At 65.6% G+C, this 21,924-nt stretch carries 17 protein-coding genes; 11 read left to right on the top strand and 6 right to left on the bottom strand.

Annotated features, from left to right (window positions below; all coding sequences use genetic code 11):
- Positions 1-35: 35 nt before the first annotated feature.
- Positions 36-959 (bottom strand): GTPase Era, encoded by a 924-nt coding sequence (era, locus tag DESTE_RS11645; RefSeq protein ID WP_035067804.1) that lies wholly within the window; start codon positions 957-959, stop codon positions 36-38.
- A 763-nt stretch (positions 960-1,722) separates the two neighbouring features.
- On the opposite strand from era, the gene DESTE_RS11640 reads away from it, so the two are divergent.
- Both DESTE_RS11640 and DESTE_RS18005 read left to right on the top strand, forming a co-directional pair.
- A complete protein-coding gene (locus tag DESTE_RS11640; protein ID WP_035067803.1) occupies positions 1,723-1,989 on the top strand; it encodes a hypothetical protein in 267 nt (88 codons plus the stop codon).
- 5 nt (positions 1,990-1,994) lie between these two features.
- On the top strand, positions 1,995-3,311 hold the full coding sequence (locus DESTE_RS18005) for a competence protein CoiA family protein (RefSeq protein ID WP_156925335.1): 1,317 nt from the start codon (positions 1,995-1,997) through the stop codon (positions 3,309-3,311).
- Here DESTE_RS18005 and sfsA read toward each other — a convergent pair.
- Complete coding sequence (gene sfsA, locus DESTE_RS11635; RefSeq protein ID WP_198015355.1) at positions 3,308-4,069, bottom strand: DNA/RNA nuclease SfsA; 762 nt, start codon at positions 4,067-4,069, stop codon at positions 3,308-3,310. The two genes, DESTE_RS18005 and sfsA, sit on opposite strands and share 4 nt — an antisense overlap.
- Before the next feature lie 408 nt (positions 4,070-4,477).
- Between sfsA and DESTE_RS11630 the strand changes: the two genes are divergently transcribed.
- The 5 genes from DESTE_RS11630 (at position 4,478) to DESTE_RS11610 (ending at position 11,267) form a co-directional block, all read left to right on the top strand.
- Positions 4,478-5,650: a pyridoxal phosphate-dependent aminotransferase gene (locus DESTE_RS11630; RefSeq protein ID WP_035067801.1), complete on the top strand. Its 1,173-nt coding sequence runs from the start codon at positions 4,478-4,480 to the stop codon at positions 5,648-5,650.
- 231 nt (positions 5,651-5,881) lie between these two features.
- A complete protein-coding gene (locus tag DESTE_RS11625) occupies positions 5,882-7,243 on the top strand; it encodes a hypothetical protein (RefSeq protein WP_035067798.1) in 1,362 nt (453 codons plus the stop codon).
- Positions 7,244-7,246: 3 nt separating this feature from the next.
- Positions 7,247-8,689 carry a sensor histidine kinase gene (locus DESTE_RS11620; protein ID WP_051384435.1) on the top strand — a complete coding sequence of 481 codons (1,443 nt, stop codon included), beginning with the start codon at positions 7,247-7,249 and terminating at the stop codon, positions 8,687-8,689.
- A gap of 314 nt (positions 8,690-9,003) precedes the next feature.
- On the top strand, positions 9,004-10,383 hold the full coding sequence (locus tag DESTE_RS11615; RefSeq protein ID WP_035067797.1) for a sigma-54-dependent transcriptional regulator: 1,380 nt from the start codon (positions 9,004-9,006) through the stop codon (positions 10,381-10,383).
- 344 nt (positions 10,384-10,727) lie between these two features.
- Positions 10,728-11,267, top strand: coding sequence for an amphi-Trp domain-containing protein (locus DESTE_RS11610; RefSeq protein ID WP_035067796.1), 540 nt, complete (start codon positions 10,728-10,730; stop codon positions 11,265-11,267).
- A gap of 81 nt (positions 11,268-11,348) precedes the next feature.
- Here DESTE_RS11610 and DESTE_RS11605 read toward each other — a convergent pair whose 3' ends face one another.
- Both DESTE_RS11605 and DESTE_RS11600 read right to left on the bottom strand, forming a co-directional pair.
- Positions 11,349-12,272: an AraC family transcriptional regulator gene (locus DESTE_RS11605; RefSeq protein ID WP_245590830.1), complete on the bottom strand. Its 924-nt coding sequence runs from the start codon at positions 12,270-12,272 to the stop codon at positions 11,349-11,351.
- A gap of 44 nt (positions 12,273-12,316) precedes the next feature.
- Positions 12,317-12,985 carry a LysE family translocator gene (locus DESTE_RS11600; RefSeq protein WP_035067794.1) on the bottom strand — a complete coding sequence of 223 codons (669 nt, stop codon included), beginning with the start codon at positions 12,983-12,985 and terminating at the stop codon, positions 12,317-12,319.
- A 394-nt stretch (positions 12,986-13,379) separates the two neighbouring features.
- Here DESTE_RS11600 and DESTE_RS11595 point away from each other — a divergent pair, with 394 nt between their 5' ends.
- From DESTE_RS11595 to DESTE_RS11585, 3 genes are all read left to right on the top strand, one after another.
- Positions 13,380-16,979 (top strand): DEAD/DEAH box helicase, encoded by a 3,600-nt coding sequence (locus DESTE_RS11595; protein WP_245590829.1) that lies wholly within the window; start codon positions 13,380-13,382, stop codon positions 16,977-16,979.
- Between the two features lie 98 nt (positions 16,980-17,077).
- Positions 17,078-17,362, top strand: a complete 285-nt coding sequence (locus tag DESTE_RS11590) for a CopG family ribbon-helix-helix protein (RefSeq protein ID WP_035067793.1) — start codon at positions 17,078-17,080, stop codon at positions 17,360-17,362.
- Positions 17,350-17,643 carry a type II toxin-antitoxin system RelE/ParE family toxin gene (locus DESTE_RS11585; protein ID WP_035067792.1) on the top strand — a complete coding sequence of 98 codons (294 nt, stop codon included), beginning with the start codon at positions 17,350-17,352 and terminating at the stop codon, positions 17,641-17,643. The genes DESTE_RS11590 and DESTE_RS11585 overlap by 13 nt, the downstream gene beginning before the upstream one ends.
- 86 nt (positions 17,644-17,729) lie before the next feature.
- Here DESTE_RS11585 and DESTE_RS11580 read toward each other — a convergent pair whose 3' ends face one another.
- Both DESTE_RS11580 and DESTE_RS11575 read right to left on the bottom strand, forming a co-directional pair.
- Positions 17,730-18,038 carry a hypothetical protein gene (locus DESTE_RS11580; protein ID WP_051384433.1) on the bottom strand — a complete coding sequence of 103 codons (309 nt, stop codon included), beginning with the start codon at positions 18,036-18,038 and terminating at the stop codon, positions 17,730-17,732.
- On the bottom strand, positions 18,035-18,706 hold the full coding sequence (locus DESTE_RS11575) for a nucleotidyl transferase AbiEii/AbiGii toxin family protein (protein ID WP_035067789.1): 672 nt from the start codon (positions 18,704-18,706) through the stop codon (positions 18,035-18,037). The genes DESTE_RS11580 and DESTE_RS11575 overlap by 4 nt, the downstream gene beginning before the upstream one ends.
- A 348-nt stretch (positions 18,707-19,054) precedes the next feature.
- On the opposite strand from DESTE_RS11575, the gene DESTE_RS11570 reads away from it, so the two are divergent.
- Complete coding sequence (locus tag DESTE_RS11570) at positions 19,055-21,883, top strand: FAD-binding and (Fe-S)-binding domain-containing protein (RefSeq protein WP_035067788.1); 2,829 nt, start codon at positions 19,055-19,057, stop codon at positions 21,881-21,883.
- The last annotated feature ends 41 nt before the right edge of the window (positions 21,884-21,924 follow it).

Below are 21,924 nucleotides of genomic sequence, written 5' to 3'. Positions count from 1 at the left end.
GAGCCATGCGGCGCCTGCCTGCCGGTCATGCGTCGCTATTCATCGGCCAGACCCAGCGAACGCAGAAAGCCCACGTCCTCGGTCCAACCTTCGCGCACCTTGACCCACAGTTCAAGGTGCACCTTCTTTTCGAGCAGGGTCTGGATATCCACGCGGGCCTTGGTGCCAAGGTCCTTGATGGTGGCCCCGGCCTTGCCGATGACCATGGACTTGTGCGACGGGCGGCCCACGTAGATCACCGCGTGAATGGTGACGAGGTCGCGCCCTTCCTCTTCTTCCCACTTCTCGATTTCCACGGCCACGGAATAGGGCAGTTCCTGACGCAGGGCCAGGAACAGCTTTTCGCGCACGATTTCCGCCGCCATGAAGCGCACCGGCAGGGTGGAAAGCTGGTCTTCCGGGTACATGGCAGGCGCCACGGGCAGCTTGGACTTCAGCAGCTTGACCAGTTCGGGCAGGCCGTCGCGCGTCAGGGCCGAGACGGGGAACACCTCTGCCTTGGGCCACAGCTTCTGCAACTCTATGAACAGGGGCAGCATCTTGGACTTGTCGCGGAACAGATCCACCTTGTTCACGGCCACGATGACCGGGCGCTCTTCGGCGGCCACGGCGTCCATCAGCGGCTTCACGTCGTTTTCCAGAAAGTCCGGCTTCTTGATGTACAGGTCCGCGTCCAGCATGACCAGGATCACGTCGGCGCTGTGCATGGACTGCCACGCCGTCTGCAACAGGATCTTGTTCATGCGGCCGCGCTGCTGGTGGATGCCGGGGGTATCCATGAAGATGACCTGCGCGTCCGGCTCGGACAGGATGCCCACGATCTGGTTGCGGGTGGTCTGGGCGCGCGGGGTGACGATGGCCACCTTGTGGCCCAGCGCGGAGTTGAGCAGCGTGGACTTGCCCGCGTTGGGCGGGCCCAGCAGGGCAACCCAGCCGCAGCGATGTTCGGTCTTGGTCATTATATATGCTCCTTGCGGAAAAAGGTCGTGTTCTCCGCCGCATGTTCCACAGCACGGGCCGTGCGTCAAGGAACGGCGGGAAAACAGGGCGGATGTGCGCGGTGCGGCGGCCATGCCGGGCCAGTCGCACACCGGACGCCGGGCCGGGCGCGGGCCTGCTCCGGGCTTGCTCCGAACCTGCTCCGATCAGGACGCAGGGCCGATGGCCGGACAGAATGTGACAAAGGAATATGGGGATGCGGACGCCCTGCCCGCGTCATCAACGAACGGGCAGTTACGGGCGGCGACAGGCGACAACGGGCCTGCCCCGGATTTTCGCCGGGCATGGCGGAACAGGCCCCATACGCGGCTGGGCGCGGCCCGTCAAGGCGCAGCAACCGCAGAAAGGGCGCGCGGCCAGCCCGGACAGGCGACGAAAGCGGGGGACCGACAATGCCACGGGTGGGACAAAAAGGGGACGCACGGCCCACCTCCGCCCGCACTTTTGGCCCGCAGTGGGAGACGCCTTCTAAAAAAACCGGAAATCCAGCCCCGATAGACCGTTGACGTTCCGGATACCATCTGTATTACTGACCGCACGACGGAACGTGTATCGGCCACTTGGCGCGCACGTTCCGGCAAGCCTTCGGCAAGCGCCGCGCGGGGCTGTCATCGGCCCGGTCGCATCCGCACCTGACGCGTGATGCCTGCCGCCCTGCCATCCGCACGGTTCCGCTTGTCTGTCCACTGCGCCCGCGCCCACTGGCGCCCCACGGAGAACGCCATGCCCCGCAAGGTCAAATCGGTCCGCGTGCCGGAAGAACTTTCGGCCATCGACCTTTCCGGCATCATTGCCGAATGCGAAAAGTACCTGCGCGACCTGGAATCGGTCGCCATGCTCAACCAGCAGGGCGAACGCGAGGCGGCAGAGGCATTGCTGCGCGCCCGCCAGTCCGACCTTGGCCGCCGCGTGGGCATGAAGGTGTGGGAGGCCCGCAAGCAGGCCGCGCTGGAGAGGCTTGGAAAAGGCACAGGCATCAACGGAGGGTAATCTCTGTGGCCGAGGCGAGAAGCTTAGCAACACCACAACGAACTATTCTGTGTGCAACTTTTTCTAACGGAATAGGTGATATATCCATTAGAGAATTGATGGGCATGCCGGAAGAACGCTGGGGTTTTCTGCGCGACAGGATTACCGATCACAATAACGGGAAAACGGGGTATACAGCACGCTGCTGCGCCTGTGACAGCAGAGTTTTCATAAAAACTAGTATACACGGCGACACAAGACACCCCCTCTATTCACATTACCGAGGCGGAGACAAAAATTGCATATGGTATCACGGGCCTACAGAAGACCCAAATAGAATTCGTGCCAACCAATACAATGGCCAACAAGAATCCTTTGAACATTCCCAAATGTGCAAGCTACTTGCCAGCGTCGTACAACTCGACAAACGGTATATAACTCACAAAATTGCAGAGTATCTTCCACCGGCAGATAACGAATACGGGCGATATCCAGATTTATACGTCGAATGGGATCAATGCAAACCATTTGTCATAGAGTTTCAGCTTTCCAACACATTCCAAACGGAAATATCCCAGCGCTGCATTCACTATGAAAGAGAGAACATCCCACTACTGTGGATTCTGTCTGAATTCAAAATATCCGGGAACATTCCGCAAAATTTTAGGGACGTCATCCGCAGACACAGAGACAATGCCTTTATATTTGATGAAGACGCATTTCAAGCCTCTCGTGACAAAAAAACGTTAGTCCTCAAGTGCATGGTCAGAGATGGTGAGACATTCGGAAGTCCAAAATTAGTTTGCTACGACGAACTAACAATCCCTACTTCAAATATTCCTTTTTACGAAGATCATATCATCCCACCTCTCCTAGCAAAAATCAAAGCTCGAAGACAGCTATGGTTTGACGCTTTGGACAAGTGGAACCCAAGAGATTTTAGCGATAAGCGGCTTAAAACAGCTATAGAGAGCCTCCCTTCACACTGCCAAGATGCAGACCCCCTGCTGATCGCAGTGATATTTTCTATAATCTGTCGTGCCACAGGGAAAGAAAAGAATTATGCATCACGACATCAAACGATAGATGAGATGCTAAATGGATATCTAAATGGGAAGTCTTTTGCGAAATACTCTGACTTAATTAAATTCACTTTGGAAAAAACACACGTACACACTAAACCATCTGTCGCCCGTCACCTTCACCGCCTAGATGTCCCTCAAACGGATATCACAAACTCCCCGGAAGGGAGAGCCCTTCGCTACCTAATAGCAGAAATATTTGATCCTCTTACCAGAGAAGAGCTTCTGTATTATGAAGCCCTTCCCAATTGGGCATCTTAACAACCCACCACCGCCATCTCGCACCCGATGTCCACCCCCGCCATGCCCACAAGGGCGCGGTGGGGGTGAATTTCGACGCCCGCCGCGCGGGCCTCGTGGAACAGTGCGGCATAGGCCGGGTCGATGTAGTCCGCCGGGCCGAAGCAGTGGCCGTCGGGCCGCTGGATAAGGTAGAACCCGGCGGCGCGTTCCCCGCGCGCCACAATGTCCATCATCTCGCGCAGGTGCTTGGCCCCGCGCTCTGTGGCGGCATCGGGAAAGGCGGCCACGTCGTCTTCCACCAGCGTCACGTTCTTGCACTCCACCCACAGGGTGGGCAGGCCGGGGCCGTCCAGCCGGGCGTCCAGCCTGCTTTCGCCGCGTTTGGCCTCGCGACGCAGGGAGGTGTACCCGGCGGCCCACGGCAGCCGCCCGGCGTGGAAGGCCGCTTCCAGCAGACGGTTGGGGACGGAGGTGTTCACCCCCACCCAGAAGCCGCGCGGGCCGTCGCCGTCGCAGCGCACCAGTTCCTGGGTGTATTTCAGCTTGCGGTCGGGGTTGGCAGCGGGGGATGCCAGCACCGCCGCGCCGGGGCGCATCAGCCCCAGCATGGACCCGGAATTGTTGCTGTGCACCCACAGGGGCGCGCCATCCACTTCCAGTTCCACGCTGAACCGCTTTACCCGCCGCACAAAGCGGCCCACGATGCAGCCAAGCGGAAAGGGAAGCAGCGGCGCGCCGTAGCCCGTCGTGCCCATGATCGGCAAACCGTCCGTCATGTTGCCCCCACTTCACTTGTGGCCCAGGTCATCCGTGCCCCTTCACCGTCCACACCACCCGGCGCGGCCATTCCCCCAGCCTGCGCGCCTGCGGCGTTTCCTTTTTCATGAAGCTTTCCGTCGCCCGACATCGTCTTTCCTTACGGCAGGTTGGCGCATGGTGCGCACCGTGCGCCACGGCACGGCCCGCTGCCCGCGCATCCTGCCGGTATGTTTTGATGTTTCCACAATTTACAGTCGCCCCGTAAGCTGGTAACCAGCCGCCGAGAGCAGGAGCGCCCCAAAAGCCGCCCTGCCGCACGATGTTCTCATGCGCGCCCGCCGTGCCACACGTGCTTTCGTGCCCTGCGCAGCACGCGGCACGCAGGCGGCAGCGCACACCATACCACGCGAACAGGACGCACCGTAATGAGAATCTCCGACCGTCTCACCCGCATCAAGCCCTCGGCCACCCTGGCCGTCAACGCCAAGGCGCTGGAGCTCAAGGCCAAGGGCGTGCAGGTGGTCAGCCTTGCCGTGGGCGAGCCCGACTTCCCCACCCCGGAACACGTGCGCGAGGCGGCCAAGACCGCCATCGACGAAGGCTTCACCCGCTACACGCAGGTGCCGGGCATTCCCGAACTGCGCCAGGCGGTGTGCGGCTACTTCGCGCGCTTCTACGGGGTGGAAGCCCCCATGGAAGCCACGGTGGTCACCAACGGCGGCAAGCAGGCATTGTATAATCTTTTCCAGTGCCTGCTCAACCCCGGCGACGAAGTGCTGGTGCCCGCCCCCTATTGGGTGAGCTACCCCGCGCTGGTGGAACTGGCGGGCGGCGTGCCCGTGCCGGTGGCGTCCCCGGCGGAACGCGGCTTCAAGGTCACGCCGGAAGAACTGGACCGCGCCGTCACCCCCAAAACCCGCGTGCTGCTGCTGAATTCGCCCTCCAACCCCACGGGCGCCTGCTACAGCCGCGCGGAAACCGACGCCATCATGGGGTGGGCCATCGCCCGCGACCTGTTCGTGGTGTCGGACGAAATCTACGACCGGCTGGTGTACGAACCGGCGGAAGCCGTCAGCGTGTGCGACTGGTGGCAGCGCCACCCCGAGAACGTGGCCGTGGTCAACGGTCTGGCCAAGACCTTTGCCATGACCGGCTGGCGCGTGGGTTACGCCCTTGGGCACCCCGACCTGATCAAGGCCATGACCAAGATCCAGGGCCAGTCCACCTCGAACATCTGCTCCGTGGCCCAGAAGGCGGCGCTGACCGCCCTTACCGGCTCCTACGACGCGGTGGAAGAGATGAAGAAGGCCTTCCGCCGTCGGCGCGACCTGGCCCACGGGGTGGTTTCGTCGTGGCCGGGCGTGGTCTGCCCCAAGCCCGACGGCGCGTTCTACCTGTTCGCGGACATGAGCGCCCTGTTCACCCCGGCCCTGCCCGACTCGGCCAGCCTGTGCACGCACATCATGGAGCAGGCCAACGTGGCGCTGGTGCCGGGCGCGGCCTTTGGCGACGATGCCTGCCTGCGCTTCTCGTACGCGGTGTCCGACGACACGCTGATGATTGCCTTGGATAAGGTCGCCAAGGTTCTTTTTGGATAACATCCCGCGTTGCCGCACCGGCCTCGCCCTTCGCTGAAAAGTACGCTATGACGGCGGCATGTCCCGCGCGGTTCGCGCACGCGACCGACCGGGGCATGCCGCCGCTTCGCTGGCCCTGCCCGCGCGACGGCAAGGTCCCCCCACATTTCATGTCGCGCCCCGCGCGGCCACGCCGCGCATCACCGGCACGCACGCCATGGGCCTTTTCTCCGGCCCGCAAGGAGCATGACCATGCCCCAGCCCCACCGCCTCGACTGGACCAACGCCTGGCCCGCCGCGCCGCTGGGCCGCCTGACGCCCGACGCCGCCGCCCGGCACGACCTGCACAAGGCCGAACTGGCCCACCGCCTGAAGGTGGAACTGGCCGCCGGACGCCTGCCGTTCATCGACATGCCCTACCGCGAGGCGCTGGAAACGGGCCTTGCCGCGTTGCAGCCCACCCTTTCCCGCTACCGTCACATGGTGCTGCTGGGCATCGGCGGTTCCGCGCTGGGCGCGCGGGCGCTGCAACGGGCGTTCTTTCCGCAGCAGGACCGGCCCGGCCATGACGGCCCGTGGCTGTGGATAGCCGACAACGTGGACGCGGGCACCATGGAGGCATGGTTCGCCAGCCTGCCGCCGGAGCAGACCCTCGTGGTGGCCGTCAGCAAGTCGGGCGGCACCATCGAAACGCTGGCGCAGTATTTCCTGGCCAAGGAGTGGCTGCGTGCAACGCTGGGCAACGCCTGGCGCGAGCACATGCTGGTGGTCACCGACGAAACGGCGGGCTTCCTGCGGCAGGAAGCGCAGTCCGCGGGCCTGCCCTCGCTGCCCGTGCCCGACCATCTGGGCGGCCGCTATTCCGTGCTCTCCGCCGTGGGCCTCGTGCCCGCCGCGTTCATGGGCCTGAACTGGCGCGCCCTGCTGGACGGCGCGCAGGCGGCCGGAGCCGCCCTTGTGGCGGACCCCGCCGCCGCCCTGTCCGGCCACCCCGCGTGGCGGCTGGCCCAGTGGAACATGGCCCTGGCCGAAGCCGACTATTCGCAACTCATCTTCTTCTGCTACGTGCCGCTGTGGGCTCCCTTCGGCCCGTGGTTCGCCCAGTTGTGGGCCGAAAGCCTGGGCAAGGAAGGCAAAGGCACCATGCCTCTGCCCGCCGTGGGCGTGACCGACCAGCACTCGCTGCAGCAGATGTTTCTGGACGGCCCGCGCGACAAGGGCTGCCTGTTCCTGACCTGCCCGGGTCTGCCGCAGGGCCGCCCCTTCCCGGCGGACCTGCCGGACAAGTGGGCCTTCCTGAAGGGCCGCCGCTTTGGCGAACTGCTGGACGCCGAGGGTTTGGGCACCCGCATGGCCCTTGCCAAGCAGGGCACGCCCCTTGTGGAACTGCGCATGGGCGACACGGGGGAAGCCGCGGCGGGTCGACTGATGGGCCTGCTGGAGCTGACCACCCTGTTCACTGGCTGGCTCATGAACATCAATCCGCTGGACCAACCCGCCGTGGAGCTTGGCAAGCGCCTTGCCAACGCCCGCCTGGGCGCGCCCGGCTACCCGGCGGAAGAGGCGGACCTTGCCGCCTTCCTTGGCCGGGCCGAACAGTCGCAGGAGTTCTAGCCGGTGCCGCGCCGTTTCGAACTGCCGGGGGGGCTGCCCTTCGGCTTCGCCCGCTTCCTGTCGTGGGTGTCGCTGGTGCTCATTCTGGCCACCAGCATCGTGATGTCGGTGGTCATCACCGATTCGGCGCGCAACACCATGTTCCGCAAGCAGCAGGAATTCGCCTCGCTGCTGGCCGAAAACCTGAACCACCAGATCTACCGGCGCTTCACCCTGCCCACCCTGGTGGGCTTCGGGCGCATCGCCCTGCGTCAGCCGGTGCAGTACGAACGGCTGGATCAACTGGTGCAGTCGGTGGTGCACGGGTTGCAGGTTTCGCGGGTGCGCATCTACGACCACGGCAAGATCGTGTCGTATTCCACCGACCGGGCGGACCTTGGCCGCACCGACCTGGCCGGGCCGGAGGTCGCCGTGGCCCTGCGCGACGAAGACCCCAGCTACACCGTTGACGCGGGCGTCTCGTTCTGGCGGGCCCTGTTCACCCCCCGGCTGGAGCCGGGCAGCTTCATCCTGCGCACCACCTATCCCCTGCGCGTGGAAAACCGCCTGGGCCGCATCGACGATGACGACGACGGTCCCATCATGGGCGTGCTGGAGATGACCCAGGACATCACCAACGACACCCGGTCCATCATCGCCTTCCAGTGGTTGATCATCGGCACGGCCAGCCTCTCGTCGCTGGTGCTGTTCGGCATGCTGCTGGTGTTCATCCGCCGCGCCGAACGGGTAATGGCCGAACGCATGCAGGAAAAGCAGCGACTTGAGCGCGAACTGCACCAGCACGAAAAGCTGGCGGGCATGGGCCGCGTGGTGGCCAGCATCGCCCACGAAATCCGCAACCCGCTCGGCATCATCCGCTCCAGCGCGGAACTGCTGCTGAAGCGCCCCAGCAGTTCGGACCCGGTCACCGCGCGCATCCTTGAAGCCATCTACGACGAGGCCAAGCGGCTCAGCCAGACGGTCAACGACTTTCTGGACTACGCCCGGCCCCGCCAGCCCCGGCAGGACCCGGTGGAGGCCGATGCCGTGCTTGACCGCGTGCTGGGCTTTCTGGAAGGCGAACTGGCCCGCCGCGAGGTCGCCGTGGCCCGCGAGACGGAGCCGGGCATCGCCGTTTCCGGCGACGGCGACCTTCTGTACCGCGCCTTCTACAACATCATGGTCAACGCCTTGCAAGCCATGGACGGCCCCGGTACGGTCACCGTCACCAGCCGCCGCGACGGCGACACCGTGGAACTGGCCTTCCGCGACAGCGGCCCCGGCTTCGACCCGGCCAACCGCGAACGGCTGCTGGACCCGTTCTTCACTACCAAGGATGACGGCACCGGCCTTGGGCTGCCCATCGTGAACTCCATCATCACCAGCCATGGCGGCAGCCTGCGCATCGACAACGCGCCGGAAGGCGGGGCCGTGGTGTACGTGCGCCTGCCCTTGCGCGCCGGATAGTCCCGGCCTTGCGGCAGGCCGCCCGGCGCGGCGACCGCCGCAACCGGCGGCAACCTCAACTGGCGACGACCGACGACGACGGATGACAGGGGCAGCAATGCGCGGCAACGGGTGACAATGCGCGGACATCCGCCCCATCAGCGCATTGCAGGCCTTCGCCCGGTCTTTTTTGCACGTCCCGCCCGGTTCACGCGCGCCAAAGCCCCGCGCACGGGTTGCGCGCGCGGCCTTCCGGCCCTATTTCTGTCCCTTGAACCTCACTGGCTCCGCCGTGCCCGCACGCCCGGCGCCAGCACACCGCAACCGGATCCATCATGAACGAAAAGACGCATCTGCTCGTGCTCGACGACGAGAAGAACTACCTGCTCGTGCTCGAGGCCCTGCTGACCGACGCGGGCTACACCGTCACCGCGCTCAACGACCCGGAGACCGGCCTGGCCTTTCTCGAGGAGTCGGAGGTCGACGTCATCGTCACCGACATGAAGATGCCGAAGATCACCGGGCGCGAGGTGCTGGAACAGGTCAAGAAGAACTGGCCGCACATCCCCGTGCTGATCATGACCGCCTTCGGCTCCATCGAAAGCGCGGTCGAGGTCATGAAGTACGGGGCCTTCGACTACATCACCAAGCCCTTCTCCAACGACGAACTGCTGCTGTCCGTGCACAACGCGGCGGAACTTTCGCGCATGCACCGCCAGTACCGCGTGCTGCGCGAAAATCTGGAAGAACGCTACGGCATGCACCAGATCATCGGCAAAAGCAGGGCCATCCGCGAAACACTGGGCATGGTCGACCGCGCCGCGCCCAGCCGCTCCACGGTGCTGATCTCCGGCGAATCGGGCACCGGCAAGGAACTGGTGGCGCGGGCCATCCACTTTTCGTCGCCCCGCAACAAGGGGCCGTTCGTCTCCGTCAACTGCATGGCGCTGAACCCCGGCGTGCTGGAAAGCGAACTGTTCGGCCACGAAAAGGGCTCGTTCACCGGGGCCGTGGCCATGCGCCGTGGCCGCTTCGAGCAGGCGGGCGGGGGCACCCTGTTTCTGGATGAAATCGGCGAGCTGACCCCGGAATTGCAGGTAAAGCTGCTGCGCGTGCTGCAGGAACGCCGCTTCGAACGCGTGGGCGGCACCGAAGAGGTAGAGGTGGACATCCGCATCGTGGCGGCCACCAACAAGAACCTTCAGGAAGAGGTGGAAAAGGGCAACTTCCGCGAAGACCTGTTCTACCGCCTGAACGTGGTGCATATCGCCCTGCCGCCCCTGCGCGAACGCCGAGAGGACATTCCCCTGCTGGTGGCCCACTTCGTGGACAAGCTGGCCCGCGAGAACGGCGTCACCCCCAAGACGTTCACGCCCGAAGCCCTGGACTACATGACCGGCTACGAATGGCCCGGCAACATCCGCCAGCTCCAGAACGTGGTGGAACGCTGCCTCGTGCTCGTCTCCGGCGATACCATCCGCGTGGATGACCTGCCCCCTGAACTGCGCGACGAGGAATCCCAGCTGAAAAGCGCCGTGGACCTGCTGCCCGTGCAACTGGACCTGGCCGACACCCTGGAACGCATCGAAGCCGCCCTCATCCGCCGCGCCCTGGTCCGCGCCGACTTCGTGCAGGTGAAAGCCGCAGAATTGCTCGCCATCTCCAAGAGCCTGCTGCAGTACAAGCTGAAGAAATACAATATCACGGGGCACTAAGGATTTTTGAGAGAGACTTCCGGGGAGGGGACCCTTTGCGGCAGCCGTTAGGTGAGCGCGTAGCGCGAACCTTACGGATGGCGTCCGCAAAGCGTGAAAAGGTCTCCCTCCCCGGACCCCGCGTTGCTGTCCTCATCCGTAATGCTCGAAGACTCACATAACGGCTGAGGCTCCCCCCAAAACTTTTCAATTGTGGGTGAAGCCCACGCCACTGGAACCCGTCGGCCCCACCGCCCCAAGCTTCCCGCAACACGCCCCCGCTCCCACGTTTTCCCTACCTTGACGGGTGGTCATGCCCGCCGCATAGTCGATACGCACGACAAACCGCACCACGGAGGTGCCCCATGGAAAAGCAGAAGATATCCCTGAGTACCCGGCTGCTCTGCGCGGACGCGGCGGGCGTCGTAGAGGCGCTGGCCGAGGGGCTGAAGGAACGCTGTCTGAAGGTCCAGAAGGGCGACGAGACGCTGGTGCTCAGCCCGCCCGAAGCCGTGGACGTGGACGTGGAAGCCAAGGTCCGCGACGGACGCGGCAAGTTCATGATCGAAATTTCCTGGCGCATCCCCGACGATGAAACCGTGGCCGCCTGCGAAGAAGTGGCCAACCTGCCCGGTCGCGACCACCTGGCTCCCCTTGGCTGCGCCGACGTGGAAGAAGTGGGCGACATCGACCTCGACATGGCCCTGAAGAAGGCTGAGAAGCCCGCAAAGGCCCCCGCCAAGGCCAAGGACCACAAGGACGAGAAGCGCGACGGGGACAAAAGGAAGGACAAGCCCGGCAAGGACGCCAAGCCGGAGAAGAAGTCCAAGTCCGACAAGTCCGAGAAGGACGGAAAGGACAAGTCCGGGAAGAGCGACAAGAAGGACAAGGGAACCAAAGAGTAGTTCCCCGTCTGTCCGAACGGACAAGACAGGACAGGGGCAGGACTGGGGCAGGACTGGGGCCTGCCCTTTTTCATGCTGCCGTCACGGCTCGGGGACGAAGGCGCGCCCCGCCTCCTGTCCGCCGGGTATGGCCGCCTCGCCGCCCGCGCGCAGCCACAACCGCCGGTATTCCGTGGCCGTGGTGCCGAACATGGCCTTGAAGTGCCGGTTCAGGTGCGACAGGTCGTAGAACCCGCATTCCAGCATGGCGTCGTAGGTGTCCGCCCCGGCCTCCAGCAGGTGACGGGCGTGTTCCACCTTGCAGTTCAGGAAGTACTGGTAGGGCGTCATGCCCGTTTCGTCGCGGAACAGCCGGATGAAATGGAACTTGGACAGCCCCGCCTCGCGGCACAGGTCCTCCAGCCGCAGCGTTGCGCCCATGCCCTCGCGGATCATTTCCATGGCCCGCCGCACCGCTCCGCCGTGCCGCGGCACCGGGGGCGGCTGCCGTTTCGTCCCGTGCCCCCCGGCCATGCTGGTGGCCAGCCCCGCCGCCAGCAGCAGCCGTTCCGAGGTCAGGGCCTCGTCGCGGCCCAGCAGCGCGCCGTGCGCCAGCCGCAGCACCACCGCCGCCAGCCGCGCGTCGTACACGATGGGCGCATCGAAGCGCACCACCTCCGGCCGTCCGGTGGCCTCGGCAAACAGGGCGGGCGGCACGTAGACCATCACGTAGTCGATGCCGCTGCTGTCGCCCGCGTTGCCGTCGTGGGCCTGCTCCGGAGAAAACAGCATCACCCCGCTGCGGTGCGAGGCCAGTTGCGCGCCGTTCAGCCGGTACTGCTGGATGCCCCGCTGCGTCACGCCCAGCGCGTATTCCTCGTGGGCATGCCGCTTGTAGGCAAAGCGGGTCATGGTGGCGGACAGCACCGTCACCCCCGCCGCGCGGCGGTACACGAACCGCTCGCCGGAAAGGGCGGGGCGGCCTCTGCCGTCATCGCCGGGGTGATCGTTGCCTTCCGTTCTCACGCGTCCCATCCGCTCACCGCACCAGTCGCCGAAATCTCGCGCCGCTACCGCGCCAGCACCTGCTGCACGCCGGACATGGCCACCGCGCAGTACACCAGAAACAGGGCCATCAATACGTTGACCACCCGCCGGTACGCCGACAGAAACCGGCGCAGCAGGGCGCCAAACCCCACCCACGCGGCAAAGGCCGCCCAGCCGATCACCGACACCGCCGCCACCCCGGCGGCCACGCCCCCCCGCGAACCCTGCGCCAGCGTTACGAAGCTGGGCATCACCGTCAGGGTGAACATGACCACCTTGGGGTTCACGAACTGCATCAGGAACCCGGTGACGAACAGCGCCCGGTCGGAACGCGGGACGGGTCCGCCGTCGGAGACCGTGCCGCCGTCCGTGCCGCCAGCCGGGGCATCCCCCACGTCTGGTCCCACGTTCGGCCCAACGTTCATGCCGTACACCTTCCACGCAAGGTACAGCATGTACGCGCCGCCCACCAGTTGCAGCACTGGCTGGGCGGACGGCAGCAGTTCGGCCAGCAGGCTGTTCAGCGCGGCGGATGCCGCCAGCATCAGGGCAAAGGCAACCGCGGCCCCGGCGGAAAACATCAGCGCCCGGCGTGTGCCCTCGCCCTGGGCAATGGACAGGATGACGATGTTGGTGGGCCCCGGCGTGAAGGTAACCACCACGCAATACAACAGCAATGAAAGCAGGCTCATGACGAAACTCCCGGTACAGGCCGATGCGGACTGGATGCCCGATGTCCGGCATGCCCAGCGCGGTCGCGCAGGGCCGCCACGTCCGGTGCAGATATGGCACCCGTCCGGCGGGCATGTCGGCATCCTGCCTGCTGCATGCCCCATGCGCACCGCGCGCGCATAGGACGATATTGCGGTGATAGTGCGCTGCCAGGGAACGGGGTGGGGATGGCGGGCCAGTTGCTCCGCCCGCACCGGCCTGCCCGTTCTGATCGCCACATCCCGTCCTGTCCTGCTTGGCCTCGTTGACAACCCCGCCACCCTGCCCTACGTCGGGGCTAGGCCTCCCGTGCCGACCACGCATTCCGCTTCCGTTCGCAACCCGCTCCCGGCCCGCCGGGCGCACCCCCAGCCCATGCCCCACGCCCCTGAAGATTCCAGCCAGCCCGGCACGTCCGGTACGCCCGATCCCCCCGATCGCCCCAACTTCACGGACACGCCGAAGCAGGAATCCGCCCCCGCCGCGCCTTCCGCAGCGTCCTCGCGCCCAGCCCCCTCTGCCGCGCAGCCCGCCTCCTTTCACTTCGACGCGGACAATCCCGTGCGCGACTACATCACCGCGCTGCTGGCCTCGCCCTTCGGGCGGCAGGTCACCCATCACCGCGCCCTGCCCGCGCGCGAAGCCGCCCACGCCCCCAACCGCCGCCCCTGGCCCAAGGCCGTCCGCGACATCCTTGCCCGCAACGGCATCGACGATCTCTACACCCATCAGGCCCACGCCACCGATTGCATCCGCGCCGGACGCCACGTCGTCGTCGCCACGCCCACGGCCAGTGGCAAGACCTACGTATACAACCTGCCGGTACTGGAACGCTTTCTGTCCGACCCGGACGCCCGCGCCCTGTACCTGTTCCCGTTGAAGGCGCTGGCGCAGGACCAGCTTTCCACCTTCAACGGCCTTACCGACGCCTGGCCCGCCGACGCGCGGCCCCGCGCCGCCATCTACGACGGCGACACCACCGACCACTTCCGCCGCAAGATTCGCCAGAACCCGCCCACCGTGCTGCTGACCAACCCGGAAATGCTGCACCTGGCCATTCTGCCGCACCACCAGCAGTGGACCAGCCTGCTGGCCTCGCTGGCCTTTATCGTGGTGGACGAGGTGCACACCTACCGCGGCGTGCTGGGCGCGCACATGGCCCAGGTGTTCCGCCGCCTGCTGCGTGTGTGCGCCCGCTACGGCGCGCACCCCACCTTCGTGTTCTGCTCCGCCACCGTGGGCAACCCCGGCGAACTGGCCGCCAATCTCACGGGGCTGGGCGGAGATTTTGAAAGCAAAAATCTTGTGGGGGAAGGGACCCTTTGGGAAAGGGTCTCCTTCCCCCACACCCCCATCCCCCCAAACTTTTCAATAGGGGGGAACGAATCGGCAAGCCTCGGAGCCGGGGCGGGCGAAGCACGCAGCGGCTCCGTAAAAAGGGTCAAGGGAGCGCGGCCCCCTTACGGGGGTGCAGGGGGCAGCGCCCCCTGCGATATCAACGTCATCACCGAGAGCGGCGCGCCACAGGGCTTGCGACACTTCGTGTTCGTGAACCCGGACGACAGCCCGTCCACGGCGGCCATCCAGTTGTTGCGCGCGGCCCTGGCGCGGGGCTTGCGCACCATCGTGTACTGCCAGTCGCGGCGCATGACGGAGCTGATCAGCATGTGGGCGGCGGAAAAGGCCGGGCCGTACCGCGACCGCATCAGCGCCTACCGCGCCGGGTTCCTTCCGGAGGAACGGCGCAACATCGAGGCGCGCATGTCCGGGGGCGATTTGCTGGCGGTCATTTCCACCAGCGCGCTGGAACTGGGCATCGACATTGGCGGGCTGGACCTGTGCATACTGGTGGGCTACCCCGGCACGGTCATGTCCACCCTGCAACGCGGGGGCCGGGTGGGCCGCGCGCAACAGGAATCCGCGGTGATACTGGTGGCCGGGGAAGACGCGCTGGACCAGTACTTCGTGCGCCACCCCAACGAATTCTTCGACCGTCCCGCCGAGCACGCCGTGGTCAACCCGGACAACCCGGTCATTGCCAAGCGGCACATCGAATGCGCCGCCGCCGAACTACCCCTTCCTGCGGACGAGCCGTGGCTGGCCGCGCCGGGAGCGGCAACGGCGCTGGCGGAACTGGAGGCCGAAGGACTGGTGCTGCGCAGCGCCGACGGCGGAACCCTGCTGGCCGCGCGCAAGCGGCCCCATCGCCACGTGGACCTGCGCGGCAGCGGCAACACCTTCACCATCGAGGACGGCGACGGCAACGTCATCGGCAGCGTGGACGGCCACCGCGCCTACCGCGAAACCCACCCCGGCGCGGTGTACCTGCACCGGGGCCGCAGTTGGGTCATCACCCGGCTGGACCCCGGCGCGCAGAAGGTGGTGGCGGAACAGGCCCGCGTATCGTGGTTCACCCGCGTGCGCGCCAACAAGACCACGGAAATTCTGGACATCCACGACCAGTGCGTGGCCTGTGGCACCCGCGTGTTTCTGGGCAAGCTGCGGGTGACCGAAACCATCACCGGCTACGAGAAGCGCAGCGTGTCCGGGCAGCGGTTGCTGTCCGTGGTGCCGCTGGACGCGCCGCCCTTCGTCTTCGAAACCGAGGGGTTGTGGTTCGAGATTCCAGACGCCGCGCGCATCGCCACCGAAAACGAGCTGCTGCATTTCATGGGCGCCATCCACGCGCTGGAGCACGCCGCCATCGGCATCCTGCCGCTGCTGGTCATGACCGACCGCAACGACCTGGGCGGCATCTCCACCCCCATGCACGCGCAGGTGGGCCGCCCCGCCGTGTTCATCTACGACGGCCTGCCGGGCGGGGCCGGGCTGACCCGCGCCGCCTTTGCCGACGCCGATGCGCTGTTCCGCGCCACCCGCGCCGCCATTGCCGAATGCCCGTGCGAAACCGGTTGCCCCTCGTGCGTGCATTCGCCCAAGTGCGGCTCTGGCAACCGGCCCATCGACAAGGCGGGCGCGCTGTTTCTGCTGGACCGCATGGCCAGCGGCACGCCCGAATCCGACCCGGTGCAGCCCGGGCTGGAGCAGGGGGGGAAGCCGGATAGGGGGATTTTTATCGGAAGAGAGGGGGAGGAAGGAAAGAGCCGGGGCGCTGCCCCGGACCCCGCCGGAGGACTATCCGTCCCCCGAACCCCCTTTCTGCGTCCGGGCAATGACGCCCGAAGCGGGCCTCATCACCCGGACGAGACAACGCGCCACGACTACCAGTATATGGAAGAAGGGGCAGTACCGCGCCGTGCGATGCCCGCGGAACGCACCGGAACCGTTGCCGACAATGGACTGAATTCAGACCAACGCCACGCCACGGCACACGCCCCCAAGGAGCATGGCATGACCCCGGACAATACCTCGGACATCCGCAACGCCGGACCGCTTTTCGCGTCACCGACGGCAGAGACGGACGGCAGAATCATCGCCCCCGTGGGCCGCTACATGGTGCTGGACGTGGAAACCCGCCGCGCCGCGGCGGACGTGGGCGGCTGGCACCGGGCCGACCGCATGGGCGTAAGCGTGGCCGTGCTGTACGACGCCGCCGACGATTCCTACACCCCCTACGAGCAGGACGCCGTGCCCGAAATGCTCGACCGCCTGCGCGCGGCGGACCTGGTGGTGGGCTTCAACATCTCGCGCTTCGACTACGCGGTGCTTTCGCCCTTCGCCCCCTACGACCTGCACACCCTGCCCACCCTGGACATGCTGACCAAGGTCAAGGACCGCCTGTCCTACCGCATCTCGCTGGACAACCTGGCCCAGGCCACCTTCGGCACGCCCAAATCGGCGGACGGCCTGCAAGCATTGCAGTGGTGGAAGGAGCAGCGCCTCGACCTCATCACCGCATACTGCCGCAAGGACGTGGAAATCACCCGCGCCCTGTTCCTGCATGGCCGCGAAAAAGGCTATCTGCTGTTCACCAACAAGGCCGGGCAGGCCGTGCGGGTGCCGGTGGCGTGGTAGCCTGAGGCATGCGCCAAACACCACGGCCAGGCCCGGGTATGCCTCCATGGTTGACGAAAAACCTCATTGTCGTAAAACTTACGACCAGAGGTGCCCCCATGCAGCCACATGTCAATGCCAGCGTGAAAATGCCCCCGAACCTGCGAGACAGGATACAAGCCCTCGCCCAGGCGCGCAGGCGCACCCCTCATTCCCTGATGCTTCAGGCCATAGAGAGCTACCTCGACCGCGAGGAAAAGCGCGAGGCCCTGCGTCAGGAGGCGCGGCTTGCCCACGAGCACTACGTGCAAACGGGTCTGCACCTGACCAACGCCGAAGTCGTCGAATGGATGGACAAGATCATTCAGGGCGACAAGCCCCCCCTGCCCAAATGCCATATCTAGTACGCTGGACGGCCAACGCACTCGCAGATCTGGAGCGCGCGTACAGCTTTCTCTCCGGCCACAGCGAAGAAGCCGCCGTGGCCGCCATCAAGGCCATCCGGGAAAAGGCGCTGCTACTGGAGCAGTTTCCCGACGCGGGCCGCCCCGCGGACGACTTCGACCCGGAATATCGGGAAGTCCTGATTCCCTTCGGAGGGGCGGGGTACGTCTTCGTGTACGCGGTGCTCGGCAACGACGTGCATATTCTGGCCCTGAAGCACCAGCGCGAGGCGGGATATTAGGCTGGCGGCACGATAGCCAGCGGTTGGTCCCCATTGCCGTTGACGGGCGCATACGGACGGGGGCGGTATGCCGCCCCGACGCCCTCTTACGCCGCGAAGCGTTCCGGCAGCGGCGGAATGTCCGCATAGCCCAGCACCACGTGCCAGTAGGTCCACGAGCGCGGGTCGAACACCCCCGCCGGGGCGCGCCCCAGGGCATGGCGAAAGGCCGCCTCGTCGAAGCTGCGACGCACCGCCACCACGTCTTCCAGCGTGCCATAGGTCATGACGTGGCACAGGAACAGCACAGGGTCGGCCAGCGTGGTTTCCGGCGGCTGAAACCACACCACCCGCGCGGCCACGGCCAGCAGTGCCGCGCGCTCTTCGGCGCTCCACGAATCCTGCAACAGGGTCATGCGGCGGCCCCCTTCACTCCGGCGGCCACGGGCAGCGCACGGAGTTCTTCAGGCCGCACCCCCGCCACGGCGGCGCGCAGCCGCGCTCGCACATCCTCGCGAACCTCGTCGCCCAAATCGTCATAGAACGTCAGCGCCTTCAACGTCAGCAACGGGCTGTACGGCGGCCCGTACAGGGCAATGGCCGCGCACAGCACCCGCGCCAGCGGTTCGCCCGCCTTCAGGATGGCGTCCATGTCCACGTAGTCCTTCCATGACGGGCGCGCCACAACCACCCTGGCCTTGGCCGCGCCCACATCCAGCAGCGAGGCCACGGCAATCCCCGCGCCATCGGCTTCGTCGGGGTCGGCCACCCGGTTCAGGGCAAGCCCGCCGAAAAACGACACCTGCACCGGCCCGCCCCTGTCCACGCTGCACGTCAACGTATTGGGCGCCATCTGCTGCACCACGGCACCGCGCAGATACGGAATTGCCGCGTACAGCACCTCCGGGTCGAACGACAGGTTGGAAAAGAAATCGAAATCCACCGAGGTCCGATGCCCCAGCCGCAAGGCCAACGCAGTGCCCCCATACATCACGAAATCGCGCGGCGTGGCGTCAAGTTCGTACCACAGGGTCTTTTGACCTTCCGGCAGGATGTCGAGATTCGGGACAAAACGTTCCGGCATGGCAGGCTCCTATGGCTGCCGCAATATACCAGTTTCGCGGGTAGCTGTCAGTGCCGCACGGCGTGGCCGGGCACGCGCCGCCGCGTGAGCGCCCACCCCTTTGACGCCGTACCCCTTCCCACGTCCGTGCCCGCGTGCTAGGGTGATAATTCCCGATGCCCTGTATACCGCGATCCGGCTCCCGTCCGGACCAGACCAATCCGGACAGACCAAAAGGGCACGGCAATGCGGCAAGTTATACTTGTCCGCGCGTTGTTCCTGTCGCCATGACATGTGCACGGCCGCCCACATAAACAGACACACTTCCGCCCCAAAGGCTGCCCGCCAACCGCCCAACAGGAGGCATGCATGCTCCCCGCTGCGTACCAGGCATTTCTGAAGGAACTTCTGGAATTCATCCCCCGGCGCAACGTGTTCACCGACCCCTTGCGCACCCTGGCCTACGGCACCGACGCCAGCTTCTACCGGCTCATCCCCAAGATCGTCGTGGATACCCACAACGAGGACGAGGTGGTGGGTGTCATCAAGCTGGCCAACCGGCACCGCCTGCCCATGACCTTTCGCGCGGCGGGCACCAGCCTTTCCGGCCAGGCCGTGACCGATTCCATTCTGGTGCGCCTGGGCGACGGCTGGCGCAAGTACGCCATCTTCGACAACGCCACCAAAATCCGCCTGCAACCCGGCATCATCGGCAGCCACGCCAACCGCCTGCTGGCCGAGTTCGGGAAAAAGATCGGGCCGGATCCGGCCTCCATCGACACGTGCAAGATCGGCGGCATCGTGGCCAACAACGCCAGCGGCATGTGCTGCGGCGTGGCCGAGAACAGCTACAAGACGCTCAGCCACATGCGCGTGGTGTTCCACGACGGCACCGTGCTGGACACGTCCGACACCAAGAGCCGCGCCGCCTTCCAGCGCACCCACCCGGAAATAGTCAACGGCGTGGCCGCCCTGCGGGCGCAGATCATGGACAAGCCCGACCTGGCCGAACTGATCACCCGCAAGTTCAAGATCAAGAACACCACCGGCTACAGCCTGAACGCGCTGGTGGACTTTGCCGACCCGTTCGACATCATCCAGCACCTCATGGTGGGTTCGGAAGGCACCCTCGGCTTCATCAGCGAGGTGACCTACCACACGGTGACAGAGCACGCCCACAAGGCCTCGGCGCTGGTCATCTTCCCCACCATCCGCGACGCGTGCGAGGCCACCATCATCCTGCGCCAGCAGCCCGTGTCCGCCGTGGAAATGATGGACCGCGCCTCCCTGCGCTCCGTCGAGGACAAGCCCGGCATGCCCGACGGATTGCAGGGCCTTCCTGCTGACGCCGCCGCCCTGCTGGTGGAAACCCGCGCGGGCGACAAGACCACCCTGGACGACCAGATTTCCCGCATCACCGCGTCCATCGAAGCCATCCCGAAGATCCGCCCGGTGGCCTTCACCGACGTGCCCGCCGAATTCGGCGTGCTGTGGAACGTGCGCAAGGGCCTGTTCCCCGCCGTGGGCGCGGTGCGCAAGGTGGGCACCACGGTCATCATCGAGGACGTGGCCTTCCCCATCGCCTCGCTGGCCGACGCCACGCTGGAACTGCAAACCCTGTTCGCCAGGCACGGCTACAGCGAAGCCATCATTTTCGGCCACGCCCTGGAAGGTAACCTGCACTTCGTGTTCACGCAGGACTTCAACACCCAGTCGGAAGTGGACCGCTACCGCGCCTTCATGGACGACGTGACGACCATGGTTGTCGGCACCTACTCCGGCTCGCTCAAGGCGGAGCACGGCACCGGGCGCAACATGGCCCCGTTCGTGGAACTGGAATGGGGGCGCGACGCCTTCCTGCTGATGCGCGAACTGAAGAACCTGTTCGACCCGCACGGGCTGCTGAACCCCGGCGTGATCATCAACCCGGACGCGGAAGCCCACATCCGCAATCTGAAGCCGCTGCCCGCCGCGCACACCATCATCGACAAGTGTATCGAATGCGGCTTCTGCGAACCCATCTGCCCGTCCAAGGACGTGACCTTCACCCCGCGCCAGCGCATCGTGGGCTGGCGCGAAATCTCGCGCATGAAGGCGGGGGACGAGAAAAGCAGCCTGCTCAAACAATTGTTCTCGGGCTACGACTATCTGGGCGACAACACCTGCGCCACCGACGGCCTGTGCGCCACGCGCTGCCCGGTGGGCATCAACACCGGCGCGTTCATCAAGGAACTGCGCGCCGACAAGGTGAGCCCCCGCGCGCAAAAGGCGGCGGACTGGGTGGCCCGCCACTACGGCGGGGTGTGCCGCACCGTGTCCGTGGCACTGACCGGGGCGGACCTGCTGCACCGGGTGCTGGGCACCGACGTCATGGACAAGGGCGCGCAGTTCCTGCGTGTGGTCTCGCTGAAAAAGGCCCCGCTGTGGACGCGCGCCATGCCCACCGGCGCATCCGCCCCAGCCCATGCCCCGCGCGGCCCGGTGTCCGACCGCAAGGTGGTCTACTTCCCCAGCTGCATCGCCCGCTCCATGGGTCCGGCCCGCGACGACGAACAGCGCGACCCGCTGCCCGCCAAGACCATCGGCCTGCTGCTGAAGGCGGGCTATCACGTGCTGTTCCCGGAAAAGCTGGGCGACCTGTGCTGCGGCCAGCCCTTCGAGAGCAAGGGCTTCAAGGCCCAGGCCGACATGAAGGCCAAGGAACTGTCCGAGGCCCTGCTGAAGGTCAGCGACAACGGCGCCATTCCCGTGCTGTGCGACACCAGCCCCTGCCTGTACCGCATGAAGGAAACGCTGGATAAGCGCCTGAAGCTGTACGAACCCATCGAATTCGCACTGGAGCACCTGACAAAGGCGCTGGACTTCCGCAAGGCGGAACGCACCATCGCCATCCACTCCACCTGCACGGCGGTGAAGCTGGGCCTGCCCGGCAAGTTCAAGCAACTGGCCGATCTGTGCGCCGAGCAGGTCATCGTGCCGGAAGACGTGTTCTGCTGCGGCTTTGCGGGCGACCGTGGCTTCAGCTTCCCGGAACTGAACACGGGCGCGCTGAAGGAACTGCGGCGGCAGGTGGAAATCTGCGAGGAAGGCTACTCCACCAGCCGCACCTGCGAAATCGGCCTGTCGCTGCACGGCAAGATTCCGTACCGCAACATCCTGTATCTGGTGGATGAGGTGACCACGCCGAAGACGGCGTAGGGGCTTCACATTGTCTTTTCGCCCGTTGGCATTCGCCTGAC

It is taken from the genome of Nitratidesulfovibrio termitidis HI1 (assembly GCF_000504305.1).
Classification (GTDB): domain Bacteria; phylum Desulfobacterota; class Desulfovibrionia; order Desulfovibrionales; family Desulfovibrionaceae; genus Cupidesulfovibrio; species Cupidesulfovibrio termitidis.
Note: the sequence above shows the minus strand (reverse complement) of the source record. Positions and strands in the feature narration are given on the sequence as shown.